Origin of the sequence: Streptomyces sp. LS1784, from assembly GCF_020103755.1 — a bacterium.
In the GTDB taxonomy this organism is placed as follows: domain Bacteria; phylum Actinomycetota; class Actinomycetes; order Streptomycetales; family Streptomycetaceae; genus Kitasatospora.
Map to the genome: position 1 here is coordinate 1 of NZ_JAHSQD010000623.1, position 4,547 is coordinate 4,547.

A 4,547-nucleotide genomic window follows, 5' to 3' on the forward strand; every position below is an offset into this window, starting at 1 on the left:
CTCCGCGTAGCGGACGCCGCCTGCCGGGTCGGCCACGACGGGCGGCGCGTGGCCTGCCCGGGCCAGGCTGCACCGGCCGTCGACCGGGTCGTACACCGCGTACAGGCAGGTCACGCCGCCGCGGGGGCTGCCCGGGCCGCCCTCCTCGCGCACCACGTCGTCCAGGCGGGCGAGCAGTTCGTCCGGATCCAGGTCCATCCGGGCCAGCACCCGGACGCCGACCCGCAGCCGGCCCATCGCGGCGGCGGCCCGCAGGCCGTGGCCGAGCACCTCGCCGACCACCAGGCCGACCCGGCTGCCGGACAGCGGGATGACGTCGTACCAGTCCCCGCCGACCCCGGAGCGGGTGTCGGCCGGCAGGTAGCGGCTGGCCGACTCGACCGCGCTCAGCGCCGGCAGCCGATGCGGCAGCAGGCTGCGTTGCAGCCGCAGCGCAGCGGTGTGCTCCCGGGTGACCACCGGCATCAGCGCCGCGCCGATCAGCAGCGCGCCCAGCCCCAGTACGGTCACCCCGCCGACCTGGCCGAGCAGTGGCAGCCGGACGGAGGTCGCGCCGTAGCCGGGGGCGGCGTAGACGTGGAAGGCCGCGTAGCAGAACAGGAACAGCATGATCAGCCCGCCGATCCCGGGCAGCACGCCCTTGAACAGCAGGTCCCGGCGGCTGCGGGTGAGTACCCGGCGGTAGTACCAGACGCAGGCGAAGCCGGTCAGGCCGTAGTAGAAGGCGATCGCCAGGCCCACCGAGCCGATGGAGTCGGCCAGTACGTTGTGGCTGACGGAGGTGAGCAGCACCAGGAAGGCGATCGACACCAGCCCCATGCCGACGGTCGACCAGGTCGGGGTCAGGAACCGGCGGTGCAGCCGGGCGAAGCCGGACGGCACGGTCTTGTGTGCGGCCATCGAGAAGACGGTGCGGGCGGTCGGCAGGATGGTGGTCTGGGTGGAGGCGACCGCCGAGGTCAGCACCATCAGGATCAGCAGTTTGGTGAGCGCGTGGCCGAGCCCGGCGGTGCCGAACACCGCCCCGCCGAGGCCGGAGAGCACGTCTCCGGAGTTGTCCGGGTTGGCCAGCCCGATGCCCGTGGTGCCGACCCCGGCGAAGGCCTGCGCCGAGGTGGCGACCAGACCGTAGATGACCAGCAGCAGCACGGTGGACAGCACGGCGGCCCGCCCGGGGGTGTGCCGGCTGTCCGCGGTCTCCTCGTTGACGGTGAGCGCGGTGTCCCACCCCCAGTAGATGAACACCGCGGCGAGCACCCCGGTGGTCAGCGCTTGGGGGGAGGGGACGTTCAGCGGATTGAACCAGGAGGCGGAGACGTGCGCCGCGGTCGGCGGGCCGCCGGTGTAGACCTTGACCAGGGCGGTGACGGCGAGAAGCAGCAGGACCGCGACCTCCAGGCAGAGCAGCCAGCGCTGCACGGCCGCCGACACCTCGATGCCCACGTAGCAGACCGCGGTCATCAGGGCGATCCAGACCACCCCGGCCACGGTGGTCCACACCCGGCTGGTCGCCAGCGACTCCAGCCCGACCAGCCGGAAGCCGTAGATGCCGGCGATCTCGGCCAGGTTCGCCATCGCGATCACGTCGGCGACGATCAGGCCCCAGCCGCCCATCCAGCCGGCCCGTGGGCCGAATGCGCGGGTGGCCCAGGTGAAGGTCGTCCCGCAGTCGGCGTCGACGGAGTTCAGCTCCCGGTAGGCGTACGCGATCAGCAGCATCGGCACGAACGCCAGCATGGTGATGATGGGGGCCTGCAGTCCCACCCCGGCCACGATCACTCCGAGCGTCGCCGCCAAGCTGTACGCCGGCGCGGTCGAGGAGATCCCGATCGCCACCGACGAGAACAGCCCCAGGGCGCCCGATCTGAGCCCCTTCTCACCAGGGCCGGGCCCGGGTGCGAGCGGCGTGGCGGACTCGGCGGGGCGAGGGGAGCTCTTCACACCAGTTACCCACTCCGCGTCTCGCGGCGGCAAGCCTTGCGATCACCATTCTCCCCGCCCGCCGGGAGGGCCGCCAGACGGGCTCGCGGCGCGGCGAGGCGGGCGGGCCACGGCCCGGATGTGCGATTCCTGGGCCGGGTCACGCGCCGGACGGGGCCGAGCAGCGCGCAGATCACCAGCGACGGCACGGGCAGCGCGAACGCCTGGACGAGGTCCACCGGCCCGGGGCCGGCGAGCATGGCGTCGATCAGATCGTCGACGGTCCTCTGGACCAGTCGAGGGGTGTGTCAGCGCTGTTCCTCCGGGCGGCCCTCGGCCTCCCAGCGGGTGTGGAAGATCCCGTCCCGGTCGACCCGGCGGTAGGTGTGCGCGCCGAAGAAGTCCCGCTGTCCCTGCACCAGTGCGGCCGGAAGACGCTCCGCCCGCAGGCTGTCGTAGTAGGCGAGCGCGGTTGCGAAGCCGGCGGCGGGCACCCCCAGCTGGGCCGCCACCGAGACGACCCGTCGCCAGGCCGACTGCGCGGAGCCGAGCGCCTCCCGGAAGTGCGCGTCGGTCAGCAGCGTGGGAAGCTCCCGCTCCGCCTCGTACGCGGCCCGGATCCGGTCCAGGAACCGGGCCCGGATGATGCAGCCGCCGCGCCAGATCGCGGCCATCTCACCGGGGTCGATCTGCCAGGAGTACTCCGCGCTGCCGGCCTGGATCTGGTTGAAGCCCTGGGCGTAGGCCACCATCTTGGAGGCGTACAGAGCCTGCTCGACGTCGTCCGCGAACCGGTCCGCCGCCGCGCTGTCGAGCCACGTCTCGGTGGGGCCGGGCAGCCCCCGCCCGGCCTGCCGGAGCGCCACGCTGCCGGACAGCGCCCGGGCGAAGACCGCCTCGGCGATCCCGCTCACGGGCACGCCGAGCTCCAGCGCGCTCTGGACCGTCCAGCGGCCGGTGCCCTTCTGCTCGGCCTGGTCCAGCACGACGTCGACGAAGGGCTTCCCGGTCGCCGCGTCGGTGTGGGCGAGGATCTCGGCGGTGGTCTCGATCAGGTAGGACTCCAGGCGCCCGGCGTTCCAGGTCCGGAAGACCTCGGCGATTGCGTCGGGCTGCAGTCCCGATCCGTGCCGCAGCAGGTCGTACGCCTCGGCGATGAGCTGCATGTCGGCGTACTCGATCCCGTTGTGGACCATCTTGACGAAGTGACCGGCGCCGTCCGGTCCGACATGGGTGCAGCAGGGCTTGCCGTCGACCTTGGCCGCGATGTCCTCCAGCAACGGCCCCAGGACCCGGTAGGCCTCCGGTGTGCCGCCGGGCATGATGCTCGGCCCCTCCAGCGCGCCCTGCTCTCCGCCGGAGATCCCGCTGCCCACGAAGTGCAGTCCGCGTTCCCGCAGGGCCGCCTCCCGCCTCCTGGTGTCGAGGAAGTGCGCGTTCCCGCCGTCCACCACCACGTCGCCCTCGTCGAGCAGCGGCACCAGCTCGTCGATGACCGCGTCGGTCGGCGCCCCGGCCTTGACCATGATCACGATCAGACGGGGGCGTTCCAGGGCCGCGACGAACTCCTCCGTGGTCCCGGCGGCCACGAACTCGCCCTCGTGCCCGAACTCCTCCAGCAGCGCCGTGGTCCGCGCCTGCGTGCGGTTGTGCACAGCCACGCGGTATCCGTGGCGGGCGAAGTTCCTGGCCAGGTTGCGGCCCATCACGGCCAGTCCGGTGACGCCGATCCGGGCAGGTGACTGCTCGGTCATGACGGGGATCTCCAAAGGTCTCGGGGGCCTGGGGCTGTCGGTATCGAAGACGTCGGGTGCCGGGTACGCCCGCCGCCCTGTCCCTACTCCGCGGAGAGCGCGAGGACCTCGTCCTCGGGAAGCTCGACGTACTCCTGCCCCTCCACCGTGATCTCCGACCCGGAGAGCCTGTTGAAGAGGATCTTCTCGCCGACCTTGACGTCCACCGGGTGCGGCTTGCCGCTCCCCAGCTGTCGGCCGGGCCCTACCGCCACCACCTCGCCCTTCCACGTCACCGGGTCCTGCGGGGTCGGGCCCCCGATCGGCTTGACGATCAGGTGATCGTGCTTCGGGTGGAAGTCGGGCATGGCATGGTCCTCTCGCGTAGGCACCCGCGGCGCAGCCGGGGCCGTCCCCCACACATCGATTCTGCCGAGGCCCGAGGTTTCCGCACCCGGACGGAAGCGGGACACGGGGGAGCGGGACCCGTCACGAGCCGCGGGCCGGGACGAGCGGGTCCGGCGTGTCACTGCCGGGGGCAGCGGCCTCCTCGGCAGGTGCCACGCCCGCCTTCTGCCCGAACGCGAGGTCGTCCGGCTCTTCGTCGGCGCCGGTTTCCCGGCCCGGGCGCGAGCGCATCGAGCCGGCTGTGCCGGGGGAGTGGTCGCGCGTGTGACGCGGGTCTCGGTCCGGGGGAATCGTCTGCACTCAGAGCATCGGCGGCAGTCCGTTCAGTGACCGACAAACCGGACAAACCATGACATAAACCGTGAGCCCACTCACACTGAAAAAGGTCCACGACGGACGATAGTGGCCGCTTGTCGACGCCGCCCGCGAGCCCGGCCGCGACATCTGCGCAGCTCAGCGCGTTGGCCGGTCGTGCAGCCCGCCCCT

General features: G+C 72.3%; 4 protein-coding genes. All 4 read right to left on the reverse strand.

Annotated features, from left to right (window positions below; translation table 11 throughout):
• On the reverse strand, positions 1 to 1,941 hold a 1,941-nt coding region (locus KS423_RS39160; RefSeq protein ID WP_224284497.1), incomplete at its 3' end, for an amino acid permease.
• 287 nt (positions 1,942 to 2,228) lie between these two features.
• Positions 2,229 to 3,674 carry an NADP-dependent phosphogluconate dehydrogenase gene (gene gndA, locus KS423_RS39165; protein ID WP_224284498.1) on the reverse strand — a complete coding sequence of 482 codons (1,446 nt, stop codon included), beginning with the start codon at positions 3,672 to 3,674 and terminating at the stop codon, positions 2,229 to 2,231.
• A gap of 83 nt (positions 3,675 to 3,757) precedes the next feature.
• Positions 3,758 to 4,021: a hypothetical protein gene (locus tag KS423_RS39170; RefSeq protein ID WP_224284499.1), complete on the reverse strand. Its 264-nt coding sequence runs from the start codon at positions 4,019 to 4,021 to the stop codon at positions 3,758 to 3,760.
• Between the two features lie 121 nt (positions 4,022 to 4,142).
• Positions 4,143 to 4,292, reverse strand: a complete 150-nt coding sequence (locus KS423_RS39175; protein ID WP_224284500.1) for a hypothetical protein — start codon at positions 4,290 to 4,292, stop codon at positions 4,143 to 4,145.
• Positions 4,293 to 4,547: the final 255 nt, after the last annotated feature.

Excerpts from the sequence above, each read along its gene's own strand:
- KS423_RS39175 (WP_224284500.1), bottom strand. The coding sequence starts at position 4,292 with ATGCGCTCGCGCCCGGGCCGGGAAACCGGCGCCGACGAAGAGCCGGAC.
- KS423_RS39170 (WP_224284499.1), bottom strand. The coding sequence starts at position 4,021 with ATGCCCGACTTCCACCCGAAGCACGATCACCTGATCGTCAAGCCGATC.
- gndA (WP_224284498.1), bottom strand. The coding sequence starts at position 3,674 with ATGACCGAGCAGTCACCTGCCCGGATCGGCGTCACCGGACTGGCCGTG.